Origin of the sequence: Pseudomonas sp. 37 R 15 (assembly GCF_900004865.1) — a bacterium.
GTDB lineage: Bacteria > Pseudomonadota > Gammaproteobacteria > Pseudomonadales > Pseudomonadaceae > Aquipseudomonas > Aquipseudomonas fluorescens_AM.
Genome location: NZ_CVTV01000040.1, coordinates 1 through 23,512, shown reverse-complemented (window position 1 = coordinate 23,512; position 23,512 = coordinate 1). Strand labels below are relative to the sequence as shown.

The 23,512-nt window shown below is 61.5% G+C and carries 27 protein-coding genes; 24 read left to right on the top strand and 3 right to left on the bottom strand.

Going from position 1 to position 23,512, the window contains the following annotated elements; translation table 11 throughout:
- Positions 1 to 262: 262 nt before the first annotated feature.
- Entirely contained in the window at positions 263 to 841 is a 579-nt protein-coding gene (locus BFQ04_RS12235) for a Maf family protein (protein ID WP_065951056.1), read from the bottom strand.
- 105 nt (positions 842 to 946) lie between these two features.
- On the opposite strand from BFQ04_RS12235, the gene BFQ04_RS12230 reads away from it, so the two are divergent.
- The 20 genes from BFQ04_RS12230 to BFQ04_RS12135 all read left to right on the top strand — a co-directional run bounded on the left by BFQ04_RS12230 (position 947) and on the right by BFQ04_RS12135 (position 18,628).
- Positions 947 to 1,477, top strand: coding sequence for a YceD family protein (locus BFQ04_RS12230; RefSeq protein ID WP_065951055.1), 531 nt, complete (start codon positions 947 to 949; stop codon positions 1,475 to 1,477).
- Positions 1,478 to 1,490: 13 nt separating this feature from the next.
- Positions 1,491 to 1,673: a 50S ribosomal protein L32 gene (gene rpmF / locus BFQ04_RS12225; protein ID WP_003179396.1), complete on the top strand. Its 183-nt coding sequence runs from the start codon at positions 1,491 to 1,493 to the stop codon at positions 1,671 to 1,673.
- Between the two features lie 4 nt (positions 1,674 to 1,677).
- Positions 1,678 to 2,688, top strand: coding sequence for a phosphate acyltransferase PlsX (gene plsX, locus BFQ04_RS12220; protein WP_083217974.1), 1,011 nt, complete (start codon positions 1,678 to 1,680; stop codon positions 2,686 to 2,688).
- Between the two features lie 143 nt (positions 2,689 to 2,831).
- Positions 2,832 to 3,770: an ACP S-malonyltransferase gene (gene fabD / locus BFQ04_RS12215; protein WP_065951053.1), complete on the top strand. Its 939-nt coding sequence runs from the start codon at positions 2,832 to 2,834 to the stop codon at positions 3,768 to 3,770.
- Positions 3,771 to 3,794: 24 nt separating this feature from the next.
- Positions 3,795 to 4,538 (top strand): 3-oxoacyl-ACP reductase FabG, encoded by a 744-nt coding sequence (fabG, locus tag BFQ04_RS12210; RefSeq protein WP_005790544.1) that lies wholly within the window; start codon positions 3,795 to 3,797, stop codon positions 4,536 to 4,538.
- Between the two features lie 191 nt (positions 4,539 to 4,729).
- Positions 4,730 to 4,966: an acyl carrier protein gene (acpP, locus tag BFQ04_RS12205; RefSeq protein WP_003175607.1), complete on the top strand. Its 237-nt coding sequence runs from the start codon at positions 4,730 to 4,732 to the stop codon at positions 4,964 to 4,966.
- Positions 4,967 to 5,094: 128 nt separating this feature from the next.
- Positions 5,095 to 6,339, top strand: a complete 1,245-nt coding sequence (gene fabF / locus BFQ04_RS12200) for a beta-ketoacyl-ACP synthase II (protein ID WP_057721119.1) — start codon at positions 5,095 to 5,097, stop codon at positions 6,337 to 6,339.
- Positions 6,339 to 7,154 (top strand): aminodeoxychorismate lyase, encoded by an 816-nt coding sequence (gene pabC, locus BFQ04_RS12195; protein ID WP_065951052.1) that lies wholly within the window; start codon positions 6,339 to 6,341, stop codon positions 7,152 to 7,154. Before fabF ends, pabC begins: the two co-directional genes overlap by 1 nt.
- Positions 7,155 to 8,276, top strand: a complete 1,122-nt coding sequence (mltG, locus tag BFQ04_RS12190; protein ID WP_065951051.1) for an endolytic transglycosylase MltG — start codon at positions 7,155 to 7,157, stop codon at positions 8,274 to 8,276. It begins immediately after the preceding gene.
- Positions 8,277 to 8,295: 19 nt separating this feature from the next.
- On the top strand, positions 8,296 to 8,928 hold the full coding sequence (gene tmk / locus BFQ04_RS12185; RefSeq protein ID WP_065951050.1) for a dTMP kinase: 633 nt from the start codon (positions 8,296 to 8,298) through the stop codon (positions 8,926 to 8,928).
- Positions 8,921 to 9,910 carry a DNA polymerase III subunit delta' gene (locus tag BFQ04_RS12180; protein WP_065883741.1) on the top strand — a complete coding sequence of 330 codons (990 nt, stop codon included), beginning with the start codon at positions 8,921 to 8,923 and terminating at the stop codon, positions 9,908 to 9,910. The genes tmk and BFQ04_RS12180 overlap by 8 nt, the downstream gene beginning before the upstream one ends.
- A gap of 56 nt (positions 9,911 to 9,966) precedes the next feature.
- The gene (locus BFQ04_RS12175) at positions 9,967 to 10,770 is read left to right on the top strand and encodes a TatD family hydrolase (protein WP_065951049.1); all 804 of its coding nucleotides are present in this window, start codon (positions 9,967 to 9,969) and stop codon (positions 10,768 to 10,770) included.
- 576 nt (positions 10,771 to 11,346) lie between these two features.
- Complete coding sequence (locus BFQ04_RS12170) at positions 11,347 to 12,000, top strand: TetR/AcrR family transcriptional regulator (RefSeq protein ID WP_065951048.1); 654 nt, start codon at positions 11,347 to 11,349, stop codon at positions 11,998 to 12,000.
- A gap of 116 nt (positions 12,001 to 12,116) precedes the next feature.
- On the top strand, positions 12,117 to 13,085 hold the full coding sequence (locus BFQ04_RS12165) for a GTP 3',8-cyclase MoaA (RefSeq protein ID WP_065951047.1): 969 nt from the start codon (positions 12,117 to 12,119) through the stop codon (positions 13,083 to 13,085).
- 136 nt (positions 13,086 to 13,221) lie between these two features.
- The gene (locus tag BFQ04_RS12160) at positions 13,222 to 13,827 is read left to right on the top strand and encodes a DUF4823 domain-containing protein (protein ID WP_065951046.1); all 606 of its coding nucleotides are present in this window, start codon (positions 13,222 to 13,224) and stop codon (positions 13,825 to 13,827) included.
- A 15-nt stretch (positions 13,828 to 13,842) separates the two neighbouring features.
- Positions 13,843 to 14,403 carry a DUF1285 domain-containing protein gene (locus BFQ04_RS12155; protein WP_065951045.1) on the top strand — a complete coding sequence of 187 codons (561 nt, stop codon included), beginning with the start codon at positions 13,843 to 13,845 and terminating at the stop codon, positions 14,401 to 14,403.
- Positions 14,404 to 14,472: 69 nt separating this feature from the next.
- Entirely contained in the window at positions 14,473 to 15,186 is a 714-nt protein-coding gene (locus BFQ04_RS12150) for a GntR family transcriptional regulator (protein WP_065951044.1), read from the top strand.
- Positions 15,183 to 16,184: an ADP-ribosylglycohydrolase family protein gene (locus tag BFQ04_RS12145; protein WP_065951043.1), complete on the top strand. Its 1,002-nt coding sequence runs from the start codon at positions 15,183 to 15,185 to the stop codon at positions 16,182 to 16,184. The genes BFQ04_RS12150 and BFQ04_RS12145 overlap by 4 nt, the downstream gene beginning before the upstream one ends.
- A gap of 67 nt (positions 16,185 to 16,251) precedes the next feature.
- Entirely contained in the window at positions 16,252 to 17,718 is a 1,467-nt protein-coding gene (locus BFQ04_RS12140) for a purine-cytosine permease family protein (protein ID WP_065951042.1), read from the top strand.
- Positions 17,711 to 18,628 carry a PfkB family carbohydrate kinase gene (locus BFQ04_RS12135; protein WP_065951041.1) on the top strand — a complete coding sequence of 306 codons (918 nt, stop codon included), beginning with the start codon at positions 17,711 to 17,713 and terminating at the stop codon, positions 18,626 to 18,628. Before BFQ04_RS12140 ends, BFQ04_RS12135 begins: the two co-directional genes overlap by 8 nt.
- A gap of 201 nt (positions 18,629 to 18,829) precedes the next feature.
- Here BFQ04_RS12135 and BFQ04_RS12130 read toward each other — a convergent pair whose 3' ends face one another.
- Both BFQ04_RS12130 and BFQ04_RS12125 read right to left on the bottom strand, forming a co-directional pair.
- Positions 18,830 to 19,096 carry a hypothetical protein gene (locus tag BFQ04_RS12130; RefSeq protein ID WP_065951040.1) on the bottom strand — a complete coding sequence of 89 codons (267 nt, stop codon included), beginning with the start codon at positions 19,094 to 19,096 and terminating at the stop codon, positions 18,830 to 18,832.
- A 51-nt stretch (positions 19,097 to 19,147) separates the two neighbouring features.
- The gene (locus BFQ04_RS12125; RefSeq protein ID WP_065951039.1) at positions 19,148 to 19,486 is read right to left on the bottom strand and encodes a hypothetical protein; all 339 of its coding nucleotides are present in this window, start codon (positions 19,484 to 19,486) and stop codon (positions 19,148 to 19,150) included.
- Between the two features lie 191 nt (positions 19,487 to 19,677).
- Between BFQ04_RS12125 and BFQ04_RS12120 the strand changes: the two genes are divergently transcribed.
- The 4 genes from BFQ04_RS12120 to araG form a co-directional block, all read left to right on the top strand.
- Positions 19,678 to 20,157, top strand: coding sequence for a GNAT family N-acetyltransferase (locus BFQ04_RS12120; protein ID WP_065951038.1), 480 nt, complete (start codon positions 19,678 to 19,680; stop codon positions 20,155 to 20,157).
- A gap of 148 nt (positions 20,158 to 20,305) precedes the next feature.
- Positions 20,306 to 21,127, top strand: a complete 822-nt coding sequence (locus BFQ04_RS12115; protein WP_065951037.1) for an SDR family oxidoreductase — start codon at positions 20,306 to 20,308, stop codon at positions 21,125 to 21,127.
- A 32-nt stretch (positions 21,128 to 21,159) separates the two neighbouring features.
- Positions 21,160 to 22,140: a substrate-binding domain-containing protein gene (locus BFQ04_RS12110; protein WP_104504402.1), complete on the top strand. Its 981-nt coding sequence runs from the start codon at positions 21,160 to 21,162 to the stop codon at positions 22,138 to 22,140.
- The coding region (gene araG, locus BFQ04_RS12105) for an L-arabinose ABC transporter ATP-binding protein AraG (protein ID WP_065951036.1) at positions 22,137 to 23,512 on the top strand (1,376 nt) is incomplete at its 3' end. The genes BFQ04_RS12110 and araG, both read left to right, overlap by 4 nt.

Genomic DNA, 23,512 nt, shown 5'->3' with positions numbered 1-23,512 from the left:
GCGGGTGGCACCCAGTCCCTCGGCCTTGAAGCTCCTCGCACAGTCATGCGGTTGCTCGATCCGTAAATGGTCGGGCGAGCAGGCGCTGGTGGATTTCACGGTCGAGGAATCGCCGTTTGACCGGTTTTCCAAGAAGCTCGGTGCCAGCGTGGCCGAATGTGGGAGGGGGCTTGCTCCCGATGACGGTGTGTCAGCTATAGATAAGCTGGCTGATCCACCGCTATCGGGGGCAAGCCCCCTCCCACATTGGGTCGATGTGTACTTAAGGAATTTGTACGCCTTCGGTCAGTAGCATATCCACCAGTCGGATCAGCGGCAGGCCAACAAGGCTTGTCGCATCAGGCCCTTCGGTGCTCTGGAACAGGCTGACGCCCAGCCCTTCGGCCTTGAAGCTGCCCGCGCAATCATAAGGCTGTTCGATCCGCAGGTAGCGCTCGACGCGTTCGGCATCCAGTTCACGCATCTGCACGGTGAACGGTACGCAGTCGACCTGGCAGCGCCCCGTTTCACTGTTGAGCAGTGCCAGCCCGGTAAGGAAGCTCACGCGCTTGCCGCTGGCGGCCAATAGCTGTTCTCGTGCGTTCTCGAAGGTGTGAGGCTTGCCGATAATGCGGCCTTGCAGTGCGGCGACCTGGTCTGAGCCGATGATCAGATGACCTGGATGACTGAGCGCCAAGGCGCGCGCTTTCTGCTCGGCCAGGCGCTTGACCAGTTCCACGGCGGATTCGTTGTCACGATGGCTTTCATCGATATCCGGCGAGCTGCAGATGAACGGCAGGTGCAGGCGGCTCAGTAATTGACGACGATAAACCGAGCTGGACGCGAGTAATAAAGGCAGCATAGACGTCTCCTCAAGACAGCCGCAGATTCTAGCGGCGTGACCGGCTGACGCACAGGGCTGAATTTCCTTTGACATGGCCGGGTGCATCCCTATAATGCTGCGCCTATGTTGAATGACCCGATTCCACCTCACGTTGACCCGCGCAAATTGGCTGATCGTGGCACTTCCCTTCAAGGTGAATTGCCGCTGGCCGATTTGGAGAGACTCTGCGACCCGCTTTCCGACACTGTCGGTACGGTGCAGGCCAAATTCATTTTTGAACGAGATGAACGTAAATCTGTGGTGATCCACAGCATTATCGACACCGAAGTCAAAATGGTTTGCCAGCGTTGTCTTGAGCTGGTCACCCTGCCGATCCACAGCGAGTGCAGTTATGCCGTGGTGAAGGAGGGTGCGAATACCCAGTCGTTGCCGAAAGGTTATGACGTGCTGGAACTGGGCGAAGATCCTTTGGATCTGCATGCACTGATCGAGGAGGAGCTTTTGCTCGCCTTGCCCATTGTGCCTGCTCATCATCCGGAAGAATGCCAGCAGCCGGCGGGCCTCGATGACGAGCCCGAACCGAGCGAGGACGAGGTAACGCGGTCCAACCCGTTCAGTGTATTGGCGCAGTTAAAGCGTGACCCAAACGTTTAGGAGTTAATCAATTATGGCTGTTCAGCAGAACAAAAAATCCCGCTCCGCCCGTGACATGCGCCGTTCGCACGACGCTCTCGAGGCTAGCACCCTGTCCGTGGAAAAGACCACCGGTGAAGTTCACCTGCGTCACCACGTATCGCCAGAAGGCGTATACCGTGGCCGTAAAGTGATCGACAAGGGCGCTGACGAGTAATCACTTGTCTGCTCAAGTCATCGCGATTGACGCAATGGGCGGGGACTTCGGTCCCCGCAGCATTGTTCAGGCCTGCATTGCCAGCCTGTCTGCTACGCCCTCGCTGCACCTGACCCTTGTCGGTCAACCTACCCTTATTGAAGAACTGATTGCCAGCCATCCGGCGGTGGATCGCGCGCGCCTGACGGTTACGCCGGCCAGCGAAACCATCACCATGGACGAAAAACCGGCAGCCGCGCTGCGCGGCAAGCCCGACTCGTCCATGCGCGTGGCCCTGGAGCTGCTGCGCGACGGCAAGGTGCACGCTTGTGTCAGTGCCGGCAATACCGGCGCGCTGATGGCCCTGTCGCGGCATGTGCTCAAGACCCTGCCGGGCATCGATCGGCCGGCGATGGTGGCGGCGATTCCCACGCAGAAGGGCTATTGTCAGTTGCTGGACCTGGGAGCGAACGTCGATTGCAGTGCCGAGCATCTGTTGCAGTTCGCCGTGATGGGTTCGGTGGCCGCCGAAGCGTTGGGCGTAGTCCGGCCAAGAGTGGCCCTGCTGAATATCGGCACCGAGGACATCAAGGGCAATCAGCAGGTCAAGCTGGCCGCCACCTTGCTGCAAGGCGCGCGGGGTTTGAACTACGTCGGTTTTGTCGAAGGTGACGGCTTGTACCGTGGCGAAGCCGACGTGGTGGTGTGTGACGGGTTTGTCGGCAACATCCTGCTCAAGTCCAGCGAGGGCTTGGCAACCATGATTGCCACGCGTATCGAAGCCTTGTTCAAGCAGAACCTGGCGTCGCGCATGGTCGGCGCCCTGGCGTTGCCGTTGATGCGCCGGCTGCAGGCCGACCTGGCGCCGGCGCGGCATAACGGCGCGAGTTTTCTGGGGTTGCAGGGCGTAGTGGTGAAAAGCCATGGCTCGGCAGGTGTCGAGGGCTTTCAGAGCGCGATTGCGCGGGCCGTGATCGAGATTCAGGACAACCTGCCGCAGCGCCTGCGCGGCCGTCTTGAGGACTTGTTGCCTTAGGCGAATCGGCCCGGGAGTGCTTAAATGTGACCGGCCAGTTCAATTGACCATCCAATCTGTCAGTTTCGTGCGCTCCCGTCTTGGTTTCACCTCAAGATCGGCAGCGACCATTTTTGACGACCAGATCATTAGGGGCTTGTTACATGTCTACATCCCTCGCATTCGTCTTTCCAGGGCAGGGTTCGCAGTCCCTCGGCATGTTGGCCGAGCTGGGCGCGCAATACCCGCAGGTCCTGGACACTTTCAAGGAAGCGTCCGACGCCCTGGGTTATGACCTGTGGGCACTGACCCAGCAGGGGCCGGAAGAGCAACTCAATCAAACCGACAAGACCCAGCCGGCCATTCTGACGGCTTCGATCGCGCTGTGGCGCTTGTGGCTGGCCGAAGGCGGCGCGCGCCCGGCATTCGTCGCCGGTCACAGCCTGGGCGAATACAGCGCCCTGGTTGCGGCGGGCAGCCTGACCCTCGGTGAAGCGGTCAAGCTGGTCGAGCGTCGCGGTCAATTGATGCAGGAGGCCGTTCCGGCCGGGCAGGGCGGCATGGCCGCGATCCTGGGCCTGGACGATGCGGTGGTGATCGAAGCCTGCGCCGAAGCGGCGCAGGGCGAGGTGGTCAGTGCCGTGAATTTCAACTCCCCTGGCCAAGTGGTCATCGCGGGTGCCAAGGCAGCGGTCGAGCGCGCCATCGAAGGCTGCAAGGCCCGTGGTGCCAAGCGTGCGCTGCCGTTGCCGGTCAGCGTGCCGTCACACTGCGAGCTGATGCGTCCGGCGGCCGAGCGTTTTGCCGAGTCCATCGCCGCCATCAACTGGCAGGCGCCGCAGATCCCGCTGGTGCAGAACGTCAGCGCGGCGGTGGCCCCTGACCTGGACACCCTCAAGCGCGACCTGCTGGAGCAACTCTACAAGCCGGTTCGCTGGGTTGAGTCGGTGCAGGCCCTGGCTGCCAATGGCGCCACCGAACTGGTCGAGTGCGGTCCGGGCAAAGTCCTGGCCGGCCTGAACAAACGCTGCGCCGACGGCGTATCGACTGCCAATCTCAATACCCCGGATGCCTTCGCTGCCGCTCGTGCGGCGCTGGCCTGATCCCCGAAATTAGGAGAAGCCTGCATGAGTCTGCAAGGTAAAGTTGCACTGGTTACCGGCGCAAGCCGTGGCATCGGCCAGGCCATCGCCCTGGAGCTGGGCCGTCAAGGCGCCGTTGTGATCGGCACCGCCACGTCCGCCTCGGGTGCCGAGCGTATCGCCGCAACCCTCAAGGAAAACGGCGTGCAGGGCACCGGCCTTGAGCTGAACGTGACCAGTGACGAGTCCGTGGCGGCCGTGCTGGCCGAGATCACCGCTCAGTTCGGTGCGCCGGCGATTCTGGTGAACAATGCCGGTATCACCCGCGATAACCTGATGATGCGCATGAAAGACGACGAATGGTACGACGTGGTCGATACCAACCTGAACAGTCTGTTCCGCCTGTCCAAGGGCGTTTTGCGCGGCATGACCAAGGCGCGCTGGGGCCGAATTATCAATATTGGCTCTGTAGTGGGTGCCATGGGCAACGCCGGCCAAGTAAACTATGCCTCGGCCAAGGCCGGTCTGGAAGGTTTCAGCCGTGCACTGGCGCGTGAAGTCGGCTCGCGGTCGATTACGGTAAACTCGGTGGCTCCAGGGTTCATCGACACCGATATGACCCGCGAACTGCCCGAAGCACAGCGTGAAGCCTTGCTGACGCAGATTCCGCTGGGCCGTCTGGGCCAGGCTCAAGAGATCGCGAATGTGGTCACTTTTCTGGCATCCGACGGTGCGGCATACGTAACTGGGGCTACAATCCCGGTGAACGGCGGGATGTACATGAGTTAAATTGTGACGGATCGCTTCAAAAATATGTCATACGAGCTGTCTAAAATCCGTTATAAAGCTGCAACTTAATTTATAGGCAGGTGGCAGGGCGGGTACAGGGTGAAGCTTTCGGTTGAAAAACCGAAATGGCTTTCTATACACTTACCCACTGGCCAGCTGCCTGAATTTGTCCATTAGGAGTTAAACAAGGTATGAGCACCATCGAAGAGCGCGTCAAGAAAATCGTCGCCGAGCAACTGGGCGTTAAGGAAGAAGAAGTGGTCAACACTGCTTCCTTCGTAGAAGACCTGGGTGCCGATTCCCTTGACACCGTTGAGCTGGTGATGGCTCTGGAAGAGGAATTCGAGACCGAAATCCCGGACGAAGAAGCTGAAAAAATCACTACTGTTCAAGCTGCCATCGACTACGTTACTAGCCACCAGGCGTAATAGTTTGTAGTCGTCGCCTGCTGTCAGGGAAAAACCGCACTGCTGTAACGGCGTGCGGTTTTTTCTTTCAGCGGTGACGAAAAGTACGCTGCGAAGCAAAGTGTCGTCATTAGAAAAAGGAGAGTGCTGTGTCGCGTAGACGCGTCGTAGTCACCGGTATGGGTATGTTGTCGCCACTGGGCACGGATGTGCCAAGCAGTTGGCAGGGCATTCTGGCTGGCCACAGTGGTATCGGTCTGATCGAACACACGGACCTTTCTGCCTATTCCACCCGTTTTGGCGGCTCGGTAAAGGGTTTCAATGTCGAGCAATACCTCTCGCTCAAGGAATCGCGCAAGCTCGACCTGTTCATTCAATACGGCCTGGCAGCCGGTTTTCAGGCAGTGCGTAACGCCGGCCTGGAAGTCACCGACGCCAACCGTGAGCGCATCGGCGTGGCCATGGGTTCGGGGATTGGCGGGCTGACCAATATCGAAGAAACCAGCCGCACGTTGCACGATTCCGGCCCCCGTCGAATTTCACCGTTCTTCGTGCCGGGCTCGATCATCAATATGATTTCCGGTTTCCTGTCCATCCATTTGGGGGCACAGGGGCCTAACTACGCCATCGCAACGGCGTGCACCACGGGCACTCACTGCATCGGCATGGCGGCGCGCAACATCGCCTACGATGAAGCTGACGTGATGATTGCCGGTGGCGCCGAGATGGCCGCCTGCGGCCTGGGCATGGGCGGCTTCGGCGCATCTCGAGCGCTGTCGACCCGCAACGATGAGCCGACCCGTGCCAGCCGTCCGTGGGACAAGGGCCGTGACGGTTTTGTGCTGTCCGACGGTGCCGGTGCCCTGGTACTGGAAGAGTTGGAGCATGCCAAGGCACGCGGTGCGACCATCTATGCCGAGCTGATCGGTTTTGGCATGAGCGGCGACGCCTACCACATGACCTCGCCACCGTCCGACGGTGCCGGTGCCGCACGCTGCATCACCAATGCCCTGCGCGATGCGAAGGTCAATGCCGACCAGGTGCAGTACATCAATGCTCATGGCACTTCGACGCCTACCGGCGACCTGGCGGAAGCCGAAGCCATCAAGTCGGTGTTCGGCGAGCACGCCTATAAGCTGGCGGTCAGCTCCACCAAATCCATGACCGGCCATCTGTTGGGCGCGGCGGGTGCGGTCGAGGCGATCTTCAGTGTGATGGCCATCAAGGACCAGGTCGCTCCGCCGACCATCAACCTTGATGAGCCGGACGAAGGCTGCGACCTGAACTTCGTGCCTCACGAAGCGCAACCGATGCCGATCGACGTGGTGATCTCCAACTCGTTCGGGTTTGGTGGCACCAACGGCTCGCTGGTGTTCCGCCGGTTCGCCGAGTAATGCACAGCTGGGTCGACGGTCAGCCAGCGGACAGCGTGCCCCTGAAAGATCGCGGCCTGGCGTATGGTGATGGTGTGTTTGAAACCATCGCGGTCAAGGCCGGGCAGCCGGTGCTGCTTGACCGTCACCTGCAGCGCCTCGATGAGGGCTGCAGGCGCTTCGCATTGGGGGTGGATCACGCTCTGGTCCGCAGCGAAGTGCTGGCCTATGCCGCAGCCCTTGGCGATGGCGTGCTCAAGTTGATCCTGACCCGTGGCGATAGCCAGCGGGGTTACGGCATCAATCCCGATGCCGCTGTACGCCGTATCTTGCAGGGCGGTCCGCCCGCCACTTATCCCGAAACCCACGGGACCGACGGCATCCGCCTGTTTCCGTGCGCCACCCGCTTGGCCGAACAACCGCTGCTGGCCGGGCTCAAACACCTGAACCGCCTTGAGCAGGTAATCGCCCGCGCCGAATGGCAGGATGCCGAGCATGCCGAAGGCTTGATGCTGGATATGTCCGGGCGTGTCATCGAAGGCGTGTTCAGCAATCTGTTTCTGGTACGCAACGGCGTGTTACTTACCGCTGATCTGAAGCGTTGTGGCATTGCCGGAGTGATGCGCGCCGAGATCCTGGCCCAGGCGCAAGCGCTGAGCGTCCCGGTGGCCGTGGCCGACATCAGCGTGGAGCAGTTGCAACAGGCCGACGAAGTCTTCGTGTGCAACAGCATTTATGGCATCTGGCCGGTACGCGAGTGCGCTGGGATGCGCTGGTCGGTTGGGCCGCTCACCCGTAAACTGCAGGGCATTGTTCGCGCGCTATTGGATATTTGAGTGATACGAAAACTGGTTGTACTGCTGCTGATCGGTCTGTTCTCGGCGGCTTTGCTGTCGGGCTTGTGCGCCTGGAAATACAACGCTGCCTTGAAACAGCCGTTGCATCTGACCCAGGAGCAATTGCTCGATGTACCGGCAGGGGCGACGCCCACCGGCACCTTCAATCGTCTGGAAGCCGATGGCGTGCTCGACGGTGCATTCTGGCTGCGTCTTTACTGGCGCTTGAACCTTGAGGGCCAGCCGCTGCACAGCGGCGAATACCGCATGACCCCGGGTCTCACCGCCGAAGGCCTGATCGGCCTGTGGCAGCGCGGGGAAGTGGTGCAGTACAGCCTGACCCTGGTGGAGGGGTGGAACTTTCGCCAGGTACGCTCGGCGCTGGCCAAGCACGAAAAGATCGTGCAGACCCTCGCGGGCCTCAGTGACAGCGAAGTGATGGATAAGCTCGGCCATCCTGGCGTATTCCCTGAAGGACGCTTCTTTCCCGACACCTACCGTTTCGTGCGTGGCATGACGGACGTCGAATTCCTGAAGAAAGCCTACAACCGTCTGGACGATGTGCTGGCCCAGGAATGGAGCAGGCGCGCCGCTGATGCGCCTTACACCGAACCTTATCAAGCGCTGATCATGGCCTCCCTGGTGGAAAAGGAGACCGGTGTGCCCGAAGAGCGTGGCCAGATTGCCGGTGTGTTCGTGCGTCGCCTGAAGCTGGGCATGATGTTGCAGACCGACCCCACGGTGATCTATGGCCTGGGTGAGCGCTACAACGGCAAATTGACCCGTGCCCACCTCAAGGAGGCCAACCCTTACAACACTTACATGATCGCCGGCCTGCCGCCGACACCCATCGCCATGGTGGGCCGCGAGGCGATTCATGCCGCGCTGAACCCGGTGCCGGGCAGCAGCCTGTATTTCGTCGCCCGTGGCGACGGCAGCCATGTTTTCTCGGATGACCTGGATGCGCATAATGCCGCCGTACGCGAGTTTCAACTCAAGCGCCGCGCCGATTACCGTTCCAGCCCGGCACCGCAGGTCAAGCCGCTGGAAGACACGGTGCCGCCCGTTGACGTACCGGTAGAGCCCGCGCCGGACACCAGCGCCGCGCAAAGCCCGCAATGATTCTGACTAAGGACTGCCTGTGACTGGCTTGTTTATGACCCTCGAAGGCCCGGAAGGCGCCGGCAAAAGCACCAACCGCGATTACCTGGCCGAGCGCCTGCGCGCCGCAGGCATCGAAGTGGTGTTGACCCGTGAGCCCGGCGGTACGCCGCTGGCCGAGCGCATCCGTGAGGTATTGCTGACGCCGGGTGAGGAGCCGATGAATGCGGACACCGAGCTGCTGCTGGTGTTCGCCGCCCGTGCCCAGCATCTGGCCGAGGTGATCCGACCGGCTCTGGCCCGCGGTGCCGTGGTGATCTGCGACCGTTTCACCGACTCCACCTACGCCTATCAGGGCGGTGGTCGAGGGTTGTGCCTGGAGCGTATCGCTGCCCTGGAAACGTTCGTACAGGCAGACCTGCGCCCCGACCTGACCCTGCTGTTCGACCTGCCGGTGGAGGTGGGCATGGCCCGCGCCAGCGCGCGCGGTCGCCTGGATCGTTTCGAGCTGGAAGGTCGGGCATTTTTCGACGCCGTGCGCACGGCGTTCCTCGAGCGTGCCAGGGCGGAGCCTGCACGGTATCACTTGCTTGACGCAGCGCAACCGCTGGCTCAGGTGCAGCAAGCCCTCGATGCGCTGCTGCCCACCTTGCTGGAGCGCGCCCGTGGCTGAAGCCTACCCGTGGCAGGATGGTCTCTGGCAGCAATTGGCCGGTCGTGCGCAACACGCCCACGCCTATTTGCTGCACGGCCCGACAGGGATCGGCAAGCGTGCGCTGGCCGAGCGCTTGATGGCCAGCCTGTTGTGCCAGCGCCCCGTTGACCTGCACGCCTGCGGTGAATGCAAGTCCTGCCTGCTATTGAAGGCCGGCAGCCACCCCGATAACTATGTGCTGGAACCTGAGGAAGCGGACAAAGCGATCAAGGTCGACCAGGTGCGTGACCTCGTCAGCTTCGTGGTGCAAACCGCGCAGATGGGCGGGCGCAAGGTGGTGCTGATCGAGCCGGTGGAGGCCATGAACATCAACGCCGCCAACGCGTTGCTCAAGAGTCTGGAAGAGCCGTCCGGCGACACCGTGCTGTTGCTGGTGAGCCATCAATCCAGCCGGTTGTTGCCGACCATTCGCAGCCGTTGCGTGCAGCAGGCGTGCCCTTTGCCGAGCGAGGCCATGAGCCTGCAATGGCTGGCGCAGGCGCTGCCGGATTGCGCTGAGCAAGAACGAATCGAATTGCTGACCCTGGCCGCGGGCTCCCCCCTGGCTGCGGTGAAGCTGCACGCCCAAGGCGTGCGAGAGCAACGTGCACTGGTCGTAGACGGTGTGAAGAAGCTGATCAAACAGGAACTGTCCGCCACGCAATTGGCCGAAAGTGCGTGGAAGGACATCCCCCTGTTGCTGCTGTTCGACTGGTTCTGCGATTGGTCCAGTCTGATCCTGCGCTACCAGTTGACCCAGGACGAAAACGGCCTGGGTTTGCCGGACATGCGCAAGGTGGTGCAGTACCTTGCGCAGAAAAGTGCGCAGGACAAGGTGCTGAGTATTCAGGACTGGATCCTCGCCCAGCGCCAGAAAGTGCTCGGCAAGGCCAACCTCAACCGCGTGCTGTTGCTTGAAGCACTGCTGGTCCAATGGGTCGGTTTGCTCGGCCGGCGTTAATTTTCTTGGCCGACGGGTGTATCGTCGGCCAGACACTACTCAAGTTGTCATTGCCCATGCTCGTAGATTCCCATTGCCATCTCGACCGTCTTGACCTCGCCCAGCACAACGGCTCCCTGGACGCCGCCCTTGATGCTGCGCGCCAGCGCGGGGTCGGGCACTTCCTGTGCATCGGCGTCAGTGCCGAAAACGCCGCCGACGTCAAAGCCCTGGCTGATCGCTACGCCGATGTGGATTGTTCAGTGGGTATCCACCCGCTGGACCTCAAACCCGGCGAAGCACCGGCCCTGGACTGGCTGTTGGCCGAACTCGACCACCCGCGCGTCGTCGCCATTGGCGAGACCGGCCTGGATTACCACTACGAACCCGAAGCCGCCGACCTGCAGCAGGCCTCGTTCCGCCTGCACCTGCACGCTGCGCAACACACCGGCAAACCGGTGATCGTCCACACCCGTGGGGCTCGCGCCGATACCCTGGCGCTCTTGCGCGAAGCCGCGCTGCCGCAGGCCGGTGTGCTGCATTGCTTTACAGAAGACTGGGCGATGGCCAAGGCGGCCCTGGACCTGGGGTTCTATATTTCCTTGTCGGGTATCGTTACCTTCCGCAATGCCGACGCGTTGCGTGATGTGGCCCGACAGGTGCCTGCCGACCGGCTGCTGGTGGAAACCGATTCGCCGTACCTGGCGCCGATCCCCCACCGGGGCAAGCCGAACCTGCCGGAATATGTGCGTGACGTGGCGGATTATCTGGCGATGCTGCGCGGTGAGTCCTACGAGCGCTTCGCCGAGCAGACGACCGAGAACTTCAAGCGTCTGTTTCCATTGGCCCATGTGGCCGGCGCTACTACTTCTGCGACGTAGCGCTGTCGCCCATCAAAGCGGCTTGCCTTGCACTGTAGGAGCGAGCTTGCTCGCGAAAAACGTCAACGATAACGCGTGCATCCTGGATGAACGCGGTGTCTATGAGTTCTTCGCGAGCAAGCTCGCTCCTACAGGAGAAAATCGCAGGCAAAAAAAACCCGGGTTCTGGGGGGGTGAATCCGGGCTAAGACCATTAGGAGTAAAACAAGGGTACGCAGTCCGTCGGTACCCAGGTCGACGCTTCACTTGGGGGAGATGTCGCGTCGACACTTGAAGTATTGATCACTCTCGGATTCAGTCCAGTCTCGATTGATCGATTTTTAAACAGATTTGGAATACGTGCGCTTCTCTTGAGTTCTCATTGAGCGGATGCTCAGGTCTGAATATCGCGTATTGTTTCTGACTGATATCGTGCAAATCGTTGGCGTACTGAAAGTAAAGTGCATAACGGGTTCACATAGGCGTTGCCCAACGACCGTTCAGTCGGGATAATCCCTCGCATCGGGTAAATCGTATCGCCACGTATCCGTGGCCTGCGCAACCCTTCCTATTCCGACCTTTGCAGACCTCTTCCTCATGCATAAAGAACCCCGTAAGGTCCGTGAGTTTCGCCGCCGTGAGCAGGAAATTCTCGACACCGCACTCAAGTTGTTCCTTGAACAAGGCGAAGACAGCGTCACCGTCGAGATGATCGCGGATGCCGTGGGCATCGGCAAAGGCACGATCTACAAGCACTTCAAGTCCAAGGCCGAGATTTACCTGCGTCTGATGCTCGACTACGAGCGTGACTTGAACGAGCTGCTGCATTCAGCCGATGTCGACAAGGACAAAGAGGCCCTGTCCCGGGCCTATTTCGAGTTCCGCATGCGCGATCCGCAGCGCTACCGCCTGTTTGACCGCCTTGAGGAAAAGGTCGTCAAGGGCCACCAAGTGCCGGAAATGGTCGAGGAACTGCACAAGATCCGCGCCTCCAACTTCGAGCGCCTGACCTTGCTGATCAAGGGCCGTATCAGTGAAGGCAAGCTCGAGGACGTGCCTCCCTACTTTCACTACTGCGCCGCCTGGGCCCTGGTGCATGGCGCCGTGGCGCTGTACCACTCGCCGTTCTGGAGCAATGTGCTGGAAGACCAGGAAGGGTTCTTCCAGTTCCTGATGGATATTGGCGTGCGCATGGGCAACAAGCGCAAGCACAGTGCCGAGCCACCGTCCATGGAATCGCCGTCCACCTGATGATTTACTGCCACGCGCAGTACCCCAGGAATATACTCAGGCAAGGACTCTTGCTAAAAGCTGATTTATCAGTCAGCTTTTAGCGCGCCCCGATTCATCCTCTGCCGGAGTGGTTCATGATCGTTGATCGTCAAGGCAGGCGATTTCGCAATTTGCGGATCAGCCTGACCTCAGCCTGCAATTATGCCTGTACCTATTGCGTGCCCAACGGCAAGCGGCTGGTGGCTGCCCAGGACGAACTCTCGGCCCAGGCCATGGCGCGAGGCGTGGCTTACCTGATCGAAGCGGCCGGCATCGATCGCCTGCGGATTACCGGTGGTGAGCCGCTGGTGAGTCCCAAGCTGGAAGCCTTCATGGGCGCCGTGGGGCAGATGGGGCTCAGCGATATCAGCCTGACCACCAACGGCCAGTTGCTGGCGCGCAAGCTGCCGCTGCTGGTGGATGCGGGTATCCGGCGCATCAACGTGTCCCTCGACACCCTGGATGCCGACGCCTTCCGCAGCATCGCCCGCGGTGGTGACCTGGCCACCGTGCTCGAAGGCATGGACCAGGCCCGTGCGGCCGGGATCAAGATCAAGGTCAATATGGTGCCCTTGCGCGGCCAGAACCTGGACCAGGTGATGCCGTTGCTCGATTACTGCCTGGAGCGGGGCTACGAACTGCGCTTTATCGAATTGATGCGCATGGGCCACTTGGCGAAAGACTCCAATGCCTTCCTGCAGCAATTCGTCAGCCTGCAGCAGTTGCTCAGCCTGATCGGCGAACAGCATGAATACCTGCAAGCCAATGCGCCCGTCGATGCGACGGCCGTGCGCTACGAGGTGCCGGGCAAGGGTTTCTTTGGCGTGATCGCCAATGAGAGCGTGCCATTCTGCCGCACCTGTTCGCGGTTGCGGCTGTCGTCCACGGGGTGGCTGCATGGTTGCCTGTCTTCGAGCAATCGTCACTACGTCGGCGACCTGCTGGACAAGCCACGCCACCAGGCCCTGCCAGCGTTGCAAGGGCTGCTGATGAAGGCCTTGGGCGACAAGCAGGAAGTGGCCTTCTCGGGCGGCGCGACGGTGATGAAGATCATTGGCGGTTGAGGGCAGTTAGAAGCTGCAAGCTTCAAGCTTGAAGCTTGAAGCCTAACGCCTAACGCCTGAAGCTGCTCCCCTGGCCCAGAACCTGCATCTCACGTCCATTCGCCGGTTTTCCGTCACCGGCTTCTGGAGGAATAGGATGCGTAGTCTGGTTTTGTTGCTGGCGTCGTTAGCACTCGGTGGTTGCATGACCGTCAGCGATATGGCCGAAGGCACCCGCTATCAGATGAGCGATGCCGGCTTGCTCGACCACAGTGATACGCGCCGCACCGCTTCAATCCGTGTGCAGCCCGACTCCTTTATCTTTATCGCCCAGGGCGCTTTCGTGCCGCCAGGCAGCGCGTATCCGCGCCCCAACGTGGTGGCCGAGGAAGCCTTCAACGGCTTTGTCGAATATTTCCCCATGGTGCGTCGCGCCCGTCAGCCCGAAGGCCTCGAACAGGCCATGGCCGAAGCACGCGCGGCGGGGGCTCATTACTTGCTGTATTGCCGTTTTGCGGCAGCCGATGACCGTATCGGCAATGCCGACGAGTGGACCGACCAGCAAGCCCTGGACCGCCTTGGCCTGGACAGCGGCGTAATCCAGATCATGTTGATCGAGACCAGCACCCAGTATTTGATTGATACTGCACGCATTCGCAGTCGTGGCGGTTTACTGACGTTCCACGACAACACGCCACAAGATCTGATTGCCCGGCCCCTGGCCCAGTACGCCCGAGGCTTGCTCGGCATGAGCAATCAGTAAGTTGAGGAGACCCCCATGACCGATACCGCCAAGGCCAATGATCTGTTGGCACAACTGCCCAAAGGCAAAGGGCCGGCGCCGGTGCATCTGTGGAACCCGGATTTCTGCGGCAATATCGACATGCGCATCGCCCGTGACGGCACCTGGTTCTACCAGGGCACGCCTATCGGGCGCAAACCCATGGTCAAGTTGTTCTCCAACATCATTCGCCGCGATGGCGATGATTATTTCCTGGTCACTCCGGTGGAAAAGGTCGGCATCACTGTCGATGACGCGCCCTTTGTCGCCGTCACGCTTGAGGTGCAAGGGCAGGTCGAGCGCCAGGTGCTGCGTTTTACCACCAACGTCGACGAATCGATCGAGGCGGGCCCTGAGCACCCGTTGCGGGTGGTGATCGATCCGCTCACCGAGGAACCGGCGCCTTATCTGCGGGTGCGCAGCAACCTTGAAGCCCTGGTGCATCGCAACGCGTTTTACCAATTGGTCGAGCTGGCGGTGAGCCGTCCGATCAACGGTCAGAACTGGCTTGGCGTCTGGAGCAACGGGGAGTTTTTCCCCATTGGCCTGGAGCCCTGAGGCCGGTTTTTTTAGTGTTCTGAAATAATCGCTTGCTGGAGACCGCGCCTTTCGGTTATCAATTTGTACATGATTAGACATGTTCGATTTGATAAGAAAAAACGCGTCGTCGACGAGCTCATCCGCCGTATCGAGGGTGGGGTGATGGCCGACGGTTTCCTGTTGCCGGGTGAGCATCAACTGGCCGAAGAGTTTGCGGTCAGTCGTGGCACGCTGCGCGAAGCGCTGGCTGAGCTCAAGCGGCGTAACTATATCGCCACCCAAAGCGGTGTGGGCTCCATCGTCACATTTGACGGCATGGGGCTCGACCAGCGTCATGGCTGGGCCCAGGCCCTGGCGGACACCGGCGCGCAAGTCAGTACCGAAGTGCTGCGCTTCGAAGCGGTGACACGCACGGACCTGTTCAGCCGTTTCGGCAGCGAGCAGTTTATCGCCCTCGACCGCCTGCGCCGCACCGCCGACGGTACGGCGGTGTCGCTGGAGCGCTCGCTGATGCCGGCCACCGGTGACCTGGAAAGCCTGCCCCGCATCGGCCTGATCGACCATTCCCTGACCATCACCCTGGCGGCCTACGGCTACGTGGGCGCCACGGGCGACCAATGGATCGGCGCCGAGGCCCTGAGCGATGACGACGCTCAGTTACTCGGCCGTGCGGCCGGCACGGTATTTCTCAAGGCCTCGCGCACCACCTATGACCGTCGCGAGCGTTTCATGGAGCATGTTGAAAGCTTGCTCGACCCCGTGCATTTTCGTTTGCACCTGCAATTTGGGACGTCCAAATGACTGCTGAAACCCGCGCGCTCGGCGCTTTTTATGGCCTGGCCCTGGGCGATGCGCTGGGCATGCCCACCCAATCCCTGAGCCGTGAGCAAGTCCGGCAGCGCTTCGGCGCCATCACCGCCCTGGAAGATGCCGGCCCCGACCAACCCATCGCGCCGAACATGCCCGCCGGTTCCATCACCGATGACACCGAACAGGCGATCCTGGTCGGTGAGTTGCTCGTGGAAGGTCGCGGCACGATCGACCCCGGCGTACTCGCCCAACGCCTGATCGACTGGGAGGCGACAATGCGTGCCAAGGGTTCCCAGGACCTGCTCGGGCCGTCCACCAAGCGTGCAATCGACATGATCCTCGCCGGGCACACGCCCGAAGAGTCCGGGCGCTACGGCACTACCAATGGTGCGGCCATGCGCATCACGCCGGTGGGCATCGCTGCCGATGTCAGCGACCCGACGCGGTTTATCCGGGCGGTGATCCAGGCGTGCCAGGTCACCCATAACACCAGCCTGGGCATTGCCAGCGCGGCGGCGGTCGCGGCGGTGGTCTCGGCCGGTATCAACGGCGTGGACCTGGGTGAGGCGCTGAACATCGGCACTCAGGTTGCGCAACAGGCCGAACACCACGGGCACTGGGTTGCCGGCGGACGCATGTCGACCCGCATCAGTTGGGCACGCACCCTGAGCGTCGGCAGCGGCGACAACGCCCTGTTCACCGACTTGCTCTATGAGCTGATTGGTACCTCCGTCGCCTCCCAGGAGTCGGTGGTGGTGTCGTTCGCCCTGGCGCAGCAAGTGGCGTCGGGCGACATGAACGCTTTCGAAGCGCTGTGCCTGGCCGCGAGCCTGGGGGGCGACACCGACACCATCGCCGCGATTCTCGGCGCCATGCTCGGGGCCTGTCTGGGGATGCAGTGCTGGCCCCAGCCGTTGATCGAGCAGGTCAAGCAGGTCAACAGCCTGGACGTGCACGCGCTGGTTCAAGGCCTGCTCGCACTGCGCTAAGCACCACCGCTTTCGGCCATTGACGCTTTGCCACAACCATAACAATACAGGCACCAGGAGCATCCACATGAGCAGCACCTCTTCCGGCCAGGGCGCCGGGCAATTGGAAACGCGCGGCATCGAGCCGGTCCCGGAAGGCGAGTGCAACGGGCATCCGCTGCAACTGTTCTGGGTCTGGTTCGCGGCCAATATCAGCATCCTCGGCTTGCCGCTGGGTGCCACGCTGGTTGCGTTTCGCGGCCTGGCCATCTGGCAGGCGATCATCGTCGCAATCCTGGGCGCTGCCGGTTCCTTCGCGGTGGTGGGCATCATTTCCATCGCCGGTCGCCGTGGCCGCGCGCCCAGCCTGACCTTGTCCCGCGCCATCTTCGGCGTGCGCGGCAATATCGGACCGACCCTGGTGTCGCTGATGTCGCGCCTGGGCTGGGAAACGGTCAACACCACCACGGCGGCCTTTGTGTTGCTGTCGCTGTGCTCGATCCTGTTCGGTTCCCCGGTAGAAGCGAAGAGCGCACCGTGGCTCACCCTGATCTTCATCGCCGTTTTCGTGCTGCTGACCTTGGCCGTTTCCGGTCTGGGCCATGCCACCTTGCTGGTGATCCAGAAGTGGGCGACCTACGTGTTCGGCGCGCTGAATATTCTAGTGGGCGGCTTCCTCTGCGCCACCATCGACTGGAGCGCAGTGTTCAACGCCACGCCGGCGCCGCTGAGCGCCATGATCATCGGCGTCGGCACCATGGCGGCCGGTACCGGTATCGGTTGGGCCAATGCCGGTGCCGATATGTCGCGTTACCAGCATCGCAGCGTCAAGGCTGTACGCCTGGTGGCCTCCGCCGCGTTTGGTGCGGGCATACCGCTGGTGTTGCTGATCACCCTCGGTGGCCTGCTGTCGGTGGGTAACAACGACCTGGCCTCGGCCACGGACCCGATCATTGCGATCCGCGACATGCTGCCGACCTGGATGGCGGTGCCGTACCTGATCACCGCGTTCGGCGGGCTGCTGCTGTCGAACAACCTGTCGGTGTATTCGGCCGGCCTTACCACCCTGACCCTGGGTTTGAAGGTCAAGCGCGTGCATGCGGTGATCGTCGATATCGTGGCGATTTTTGCCGGCTCCATTTACTTCATGCTGATCGCCGACAGTTTCTACGGTCCGTTCATCACCTTCATCTCGTTGCTGGCGGTGCCGATTACCGCCTGGGTGGGGATTTTCGTGGTCGACCTGATCCACCGTCACTACTACAGCCCTACGGATTTGCTGGATGTCAGCCCGAGCAGTGCCTACTGGTATCGCGGCGGTGTGGAGTGGCGCGCATTTGGCGCCTGGGCGCTGGCCATCGTGCTGGGCTTCAGCTTCACCACCCTCGGCACCACCGCCGAAAACATCTGGTTTGCCGGGCCATTGTCCGATTCCTGGCTCGGCCATAACGGCCTCGGCTGGATCGTCACCTTCCTGGTGGCCGGCGGCGTATATGCAGTAATGGGCGGCGCTGCCGATCGACGTCCCGCGTTAGTCGAGCGTCCCAATGTCTAGATTGCTGCACACCGGACAGGTCATCGTCGACCTGGTCATGGCCCTCGATACCTTGCCGGCCACCGGCGGCGACGTGTTGGCCAGGTCTGCCAGTTTCGAAGCCGGCGGTGGCTTTAACGTCATGGCCGCCGCGCGGCGCAACGGCTTGCCGGTGGTTTACCTGGGCCGTCACGGCAGCGGCCGGTTTGGTGACCTGGCCCGCGCTGCGATGCAGGCAGAAGGCATTGAAATGGCACTGCCGGCCAGCAGCGGCCAGGACACCGGTATCTGTGTATCCCTGACCGAAGCCACCACCGAGCGCACGTTCATTTCCCACCTCGGCGCCGAGGGCGAGCTGAGTGCCGAAGACTTGGCCCGGGTAGCGCCGCGCAGCGATGACTATGTGTATGTCAGCGGTTACAGCCTGCTGCTTGAGGGCAAGGCGCAGGCGCTGATCGACTGGTTGCTGGCGCTGCCGCGCGAGGTCGTGGTGATGTTCGATCCGGGCCCGCTGGTCAAGGCGCCGGACTCGGCCTTGATGCAAGCACTGTTGCCGCGTATCGATATCTGGACCAGCAATGGCCCGGAGGCCTTGGCATTCACCGGCGCCATGGACATTGCCGCCGCATTGCCCGCACTGGGCCGACACCTGCCAGCCGAGACGCTGCTGGTGGTGCGCGACGGGCCGAATGGATGCTGGGTAGGGCAGGCGGGCGACATCAGGCATGTGCCGGGTTTCACAGTGCAGGCGGTGGACAGCAATGGCGCGGGGGATGCGCACGCTGGGGTGTTTATCGCCGGACTGGCGAACGCCTTGAAACCCGTCGAGGCAGCGCGTCGAGCGAATGCAGCGGCAGCACTGGCGGTCACGCGCTGGGGGCCGGCGACGTCCCCCGGCACTGCCGAAGTCGACGCACTGTTCACCGAATAGACACCCATCAGAATGTGGCAGGGGGCTTGCCCCTGGCCCTATGTAGGAGCGAGCTTGCTCGCGAAAAACTCACAGGCACCGCGTTCATTCAGGACGCACGCGTTATCGTTGACGTTTTTCGCGAGCAAGCTCGCTCCTACATAGAGATAGGGCAAGCCCCCTCCCACATTGGGTGGTCGCAGGGCCAGACCAGACATGGAATCACTGCACGTCTTGACCTTCAAGCTTGCGCGCTTCATCCACACCCGACGCGGTCAACTTGATCGGCAGGTTCAACGAGTATTCACCGGCGTCGTCGGTGGTCACATGTCCATCCTTGATCAGTCCGCGGTCCTGCAGGAAGGCCAAGACACTGGCGACTTCCTTTTCACCACGGTAGTTGTCCAGTACCTCCTTGCCCAAGCCTTGCGGATGAGCGTGCAGCAGGCGGGTGAGGACTTCTCGTTCAAGGTTTGTGTCAACGTTCATGTGTACCTCTTCACTGGGAAATGATCGGGTGTCGAGCGGGCCAGGCAGGCATCAAGGTGCAGGTTGTTTCGGGGCGCCTGGCAGGTTCGAATCGTCGCCTTTATTGATCTTCGGTTCATTGACCGATGGGCCCATCTTGCCGTTACCGACGGCAGCAGGTGCCTGGCGCTGGGTATCGTGGCCCTGGGTATGCGGATCGGCGGCGTTGGTGTTGTCGATGATCGCGCCGCCATTGGTATCCAGACCAGTGCCCATGGACTTCTGCGATTCGGTGGTGGCGTCAGGCGTTGGATCGGTCGGGCCGGTCGCCGAGGTGGCGGCAAACGCGCTCAACGACGCAGCAGACATCAGGCCGGTGAGGGCGAGGGCAGCAAATTTGGAATTTTTCATGAGGGTGTCTCCATATGATTAATGTCCTTACCCTTGATTGGTCAGCCGCACTTTGCTGTTCGTGCCTTGATGGCGACGAACGGTCTTACGCAGCTTGTAAGATTTTGTGTACCCGCCATTCGGAAATTGCGCTGCAATCAGTCATGAAAGCGTCTTAGTATGTGGGCTTTGAACTTGCCCAAGGCGCGCCCATGACCATCGAGATTCGCCCCGCCGTACCCAGCGATGCTGCGCAGATCCTGACTTTCATCACTGAACTGGCCGAGTATGAAAAAGCCCGGCACGAAGTGATCGCCAGCGTGGTGGATATCCAACGCAGTCTGTTCAGCGAGGGCGCCACCGCCCACGGCCTGATCTGTTCACGCGACGGCGTACCGATTGGCTTTGCGGTGTTCTTTTTCAGTTATTCCACCTGGCTGGGCAGTAATTGCCTGTATCTGGAGGACCTGTATATCAACCCGGAACAGCGTGGCGGCGGGGCGGGCAAGAAGTTGCTGCGCCACCTGGCCAGGATCGCCTGCGACAACGGCTGCGGGCGCTTCGAGTGGAGCGTGCTGGACTGGAACGAGCCGGCGATTGCGTTCTACAAATCCATCGGCGCGCAGCCCCAGGAAGAGTGGGTGCGCTACCGCATGGAAGGCAATGCGCTGAGGGATTTCGCCCAGGGCTGACAGGCGCACGGAACCGGCCCGATGCGGCCGGTTTTTTATAGGTGTGCTCACATTATGGGATGTAAATTTATATATTGAGATGTTTCAATCTGTGGGTTTATAGTCGCCTGCATCAGCACTCACTGCCAAAAATAAAACAGGTGAAGCGATGCAGGCACAACCGTTGTCCTTACCCGCCGTGCCCGAGCCGACTTACGGCGAGCGACTCAAGCACAAGGTGGTGATCATCACCGGCGCTGCGCAAGGCATTAGCGAGGCGATCGTGGCGTGCTTCCAGGCGCAGCAGGCGCGGTTGGTGATCGCGGACATCCAGGGCGACAAGGTCGAGCAAGTCGCGGCCCATTGGCGCGCACGCGGCGCCGAGATTGTCGCGCAAGCCGTGGATATCACTTCCACAGAGCAATGGCAGGCACTGGTCAATGTGGCCATCGAGCGCTTCGGCCGCGTGGACGTGCTGGTCAACTGCGCCGGGGTCAATGTGTTTCGCGACCCGCTGCAAATGACCGACGAGGACTGGCGCCGCTGCTTCGCCATTGACCTTGACGGCGCCTGGTACGGTTGCCGCGCGGTGCTGCCGCACATGATCGAGCAGGGCATCGGCAACATCATCAACATTGCTTCCACCCATTCCAGCCACATCATTCCCGGCTGCTTTCCCTACCCTGTCGCCAAGCACGGCCTGCTCGGCCTCACCCGCGCCCTTGGCATCGAATACGCGCCCAAGGGCATCCGCGTGAACGCCATCGCCCCCGGCTATATCGAAACCCAGCTCAACGTCGACTACTGGAACGCGTTCCCCGACCCCCACGCGGAGCGCCAGCGGGCGTTCGACCTGCACCCGCCCAAACGCATCGGGCAGCCCATCGAGGTGGCGATGAGCGCGCTGTTTCTGGCAACCGACGAGGCACCCTTTATCAATGCCACCTGCCTGATGATCGATGGTGGGCGGTCGGTGATGTACCACGACTAAACCGTTTTCCAATAACAACAATGAGGTGGTCCATGTTCAAGAAGACACTCGGTGCTGTGGCGCTTGCGTTGGCGTTCAGTGGGTTCGCATCCGCTGAAGAAGTGAAGATCGGCTTCCTGGTCAAGCAGGCCGAAGAACCCTGGTTCCAGACCGAATGGGCCTTCGCCGAAAAAGCCGGCAAGGAGCACGGTTTCACCGTGATCAAGATCGCCGTGCCGGATGGCGAGAAAACCCTGTCGGCCATCGACAGCCTGGCCGCCAACGGCGCCAAGGGCTTTGTGATCTGCCCGCCGGATGTGTCCCTGGGCCCGGCCATCGTCGCCAAGGCCAAGGTCAACGGCCTCAAAGTGATGGCCGTGGACGACCGCTTCGTCGACGCCAAGGGCAACTTCATGGAAGACGTGCCGTACCTGGGCATGGCCGCGTTTGAAGTGGGCCAGAAGCAGGGCGCCGCCATGGCCGCCGAAGCGAAAAAACGCGGGTGGGACTGGAAGGACACCTACGCGGTGATCAACACCTTCAACGAACTCGACACCGGCAAGAAACGCACCGACGGTTCGATCAAATCCCTGGAAGAAGCCGGCATTCCCAAGGACCACATCCTCACCGCCGCGCTTAAAACCCTCGACGTGCCCGGCAGCATGGACGCCACCAACTCGGCCCTGGTCAAGCTGCCCAGCGGCGCGAAAAACCTGATCATCGGCGGCATGAACGACAACACCGTGCTCGGCGGCGTACGTGCTACCGAAAGCGCCGGCTTCAAGGCCGCCAACGTGATCGGCATCGGCATCAATGGCACCGACGCCATCGGCGAATTGAAGAAAGCCGACAGCGGCTTCTTCGGCTCGATGCTGCCAAGCCCGCATATCGAGGGCTACAACACCGCGCTGGCAATGTACGAGTGGGTCACCACCGGCAAGGAACCGGCCAAATACACCGCCATGGACGAAGTGACCTTGATCACCCGCGCCAACTTCCAGGAAGAACTGACCAAGATCGGGCTGTGGAAATGACCGCTGCGGCCCTGCGTTTTGACGGTATCGGCAAAACCTTCCCTGGGGTCAAGGCGCTCGATGGCATCAGCTTCACCGCCCACCCGGGGCAAGTGCACGCCCTGATGGGCGAGAACGGTGCGGGTAAATCGACGCTGCTGAAGATCCTCGGCGGCGCCTATATTCCCAGCAGCGGCACGGTGCAGATCGGCGAGCAGACCATGGCCTTCAAGAACGCCGCCGACAGCATTGCCAGCGGTGTGGCGGTGATCCATCAGGAGCTGCACCTGGTGCCGGAAATGACCGTCGCCGAAAACCTGTTCCTCGGGCATCTGCCGTCGCGCTTTGGCGTGGTCAACCGCGGCGTGCTGCGCCAGCAGGCGCTGGCGTGCCTCAAGGGCCTGGCCGATGAAATCGATCCCGAGGAAAAGCTCGGGCGCCTGTCCCTGGGTCAGCGCCAATTGGTGGAAATCGCCAAGGCGCTGTCCCGTGGCGCCCATGTGATTGCCTTCGATGAACCGACCAGCAGCCTCTCGGCGCGGGAGATCGACCGCTTGATGGCGATCATCACGCGCCTGCGCGATGAGGGCAAAGTGGTGCTCTACGTCTCGCATCGCATGGAAGAAGTGTTCCGTATCTGCAATGCGGTGACGGTGTTCAAGGACGGCCGCTTCGTGCGCACCTTCGAGGACATGAGCGCGCTGAGCCACGATCAGTTGGTGACCTGCATGGTCGGGCGCGATATCCAGGACATCTACGACTATCGCCCGCGCGAGCATGGCGACGTCGCCCTGAAGGTTGACGGCCTGCTCGGCCCCGGCCTGCGCGAACCGATCAGTTTCAACGTGCGCAAAGGCGAAATTCTCGGCCTGTTCGGCTTGGTGGGGGCAGGGCGCACGGAACTGTTCCGTCTGCTCAGCGGCCTGGAACGCGCCAGTGCCGGCAGCCTGGAGTTGTGCGGTGAGCCGCTGCAATTACGCTCACCGCGCGATGCCATCGCGGCCGGCGTGCTGCTGTGTCCGGAAGACCGCAAGAAGGAGGGCATCATCCCGCTGTCCAGCGTCGCCGAAAACATCAACATCAGTGCCCGTGGCGCGCATTCGGCGTTCGGCTGGCTGTTGCGCGATGGCTGGGAAAAGGGCAACGCCGACGGGCAAATCAAGGCCATGAAGGTCAAGACCCCGAACGTGGCGCAGAAGATCATGTACCTGTCCGGCGGCAACCAACAGAAGGCCATTCTCGGCCGCTGGTTGTCGATGCCGATGAAAGTGCTGCTGCTGGACGAGCCCACGCGCGGCATCGACATCGGCGCCAAGGCCGAGATCTACCAGATCATCCACAACCTCGCGGCGCAGGGCATTGCCGTGATCGTGGTGTCCAGCGACCTGATGGA

Bases quoted from the DNA above. Each gene is read 5' to 3' on its own strand.
- BFQ04_RS12165 (WP_065951047.1), top strand. From the start codon at position 12,117: ATGATCGTTGATCGTCAAGGCAGGCGATTTCGCAATTTGCGGATCAGC.
- fabD (WP_065951053.1), top strand. From the start codon at position 2,832: ATGTCTACATCCCTCGCATTCGTCTTTCCAGGGCAGGGTTCGCAGTCC.
- BFQ04_RS12160 (WP_065951046.1), top strand. From the start codon at position 13,222: ATGCGTAGTCTGGTTTTGTTGCTGGCGTCGTTAGCACTCGGTGGTTGC.
- BFQ04_RS12110 (WP_104504402.1), top strand. From the start codon at position 21,160: ATGTTCAAGAAGACACTCGGTGCTGTGGCGCTTGCGTTGGCGTTCAGT.
- BFQ04_RS12125 (WP_065951039.1), bottom strand. From the start codon at position 19,486: ATGAAAAATTCCAAATTTGCTGCCCTCGCCCTCACCGGCCTGATGTCT.
- BFQ04_RS12155 (WP_065951045.1), top strand. From the start codon at position 13,843: ATGACCGATACCGCCAAGGCCAATGATCTGTTGGCACAACTGCCCAAA.
- BFQ04_RS12230 (WP_065951055.1), top strand. From the start codon at position 947: ATGTTGAATGACCCGATTCCACCTCACGTTGACCCGCGCAAATTGGCT.
- BFQ04_RS12115 (WP_065951037.1), top strand. From the start codon at position 20,306: ATGCAGGCACAACCGTTGTCCTTACCCGCCGTGCCCGAGCCGACTTAC.
- BFQ04_RS12170 (WP_065951048.1), top strand. From the start codon at position 11,347: ATGCATAAAGAACCCCGTAAGGTCCGTGAGTTTCGCCGCCGTGAGCAG.
- BFQ04_RS12140 (WP_065951042.1), top strand. From the start codon at position 16,252: ATGAGCAGCACCTCTTCCGGCCAGGGCGCCGGGCAATTGGAAACGCGC.
- acpP (WP_003175607.1), top strand. From the start codon at position 4,730: ATGAGCACCATCGAAGAGCGCGTCAAGAAAATCGTCGCCGAGCAACTG.
- BFQ04_RS12145 (WP_065951043.1), top strand. From the start codon at position 15,183: ATGACTGCTGAAACCCGCGCGCTCGGCGCTTTTTATGGCCTGGCCCTG.
- BFQ04_RS12150 (WP_065951044.1), top strand. From the start codon at position 14,473: ATGATTAGACATGTTCGATTTGATAAGAAAAAACGCGTCGTCGACGAG.
- rpmF (WP_003179396.1), top strand. From the start codon at position 1,491: ATGGCTGTTCAGCAGAACAAAAAATCCCGCTCCGCCCGTGACATGCGC.
- BFQ04_RS12235 (WP_065951056.1), bottom strand. From the start codon at position 841: ATGCTGCCTTTATTACTCGCGTCCAGCTCGGTTTATCGTCGTCAATTA.
- BFQ04_RS12130 (WP_065951040.1), bottom strand. From the start codon at position 19,096: ATGAACGTTGACACAAACCTTGAACGAGAAGTCCTCACCCGCCTGCTG.
- pabC (WP_065951052.1), top strand. From the start codon at position 6,339: ATGCACAGCTGGGTCGACGGTCAGCCAGCGGACAGCGTGCCCCTGAAA.
- BFQ04_RS12175 (WP_065951049.1), top strand. From the start codon at position 9,967: ATGCTCGTAGATTCCCATTGCCATCTCGACCGTCTTGACCTCGCCCAG.
- BFQ04_RS12135 (WP_065951041.1), top strand. From the start codon at position 17,711: ATGTCTAGATTGCTGCACACCGGACAGGTCATCGTCGACCTGGTCATG.
- fabG (WP_005790544.1), top strand. From the start codon at position 3,795: ATGAGTCTGCAAGGTAAAGTTGCACTGGTTACCGGCGCAAGCCGTGGC.
- BFQ04_RS12120 (WP_065951038.1), top strand. From the start codon at position 19,678: ATGACCATCGAGATTCGCCCCGCCGTACCCAGCGATGCTGCGCAGATC.